Annotated in this window: 1 protein-coding gene; it reads left to right on the top strand. The window is 45.8% G+C overall.

Features of this window, described 5'->3' with window-relative positions:
• The coding region (locus A3762_RS20585) for an alpha/beta hydrolase (protein ID WP_156493637.1) at positions 1-583 on the top strand (583 nt) is incomplete at both ends.

The raw sequence follows: 583 nt of genomic DNA, 5'->3' as shown, positions 1-583 counted from the left end.
ACTATGGCGGCCTCTTCTAAAAGAGGTGTCGTCTGACTATCGATGTTATTTAACGGATCTTCCCGGTTTTTATCGCTCTGAAATTCCTCAGGATTATCGTTTCGAGTTGAAAGCGTATGGGCAGTATGTAAATCAGCTTGTTGAGACCTTGGAAATTCCTACGCCATTCACGCTTGTCGCACATGACTGGGGCGGGATTTTTGCCTTGTCTTTCGCGTGTCAGTTTCCCGAGAAAGTGAAACGTGTTGTTGGTGGATCTTTCCCTTTTAGTCATCTGTATAAGTGGCACCCTTGGGCGAGAGTTTGGCAAACGCCAATACTCGGAGAGTTATCCATGCTACTGGCGAACAAGCACGTTTTTCGATGGGAAATGAAGCGCGGAGGAGCGTTGCTAACGACAGAGCAGATAGATCACACTTACTCCCATAAACTGTCACAATGGAAGACTAGATCGACCATTTTGAAATTGTATCGCTCTGCCGATCCACGCAAGTTTTTGGTGTTTCAAAATGACCTTGAGCGCTTATCTGCTCGATGCAATATTGAGGCTGTTTGGGGGCAGAAAGATAAATATGTTCCGAGT

The sequence above is a fragment of the Oleiphilus sp. HI0125 genome (assembly GCF_001635355.1).
Note: the sequence above shows the minus strand (reverse complement) of the source record. Positions and strands in the feature narration are given on the sequence as shown.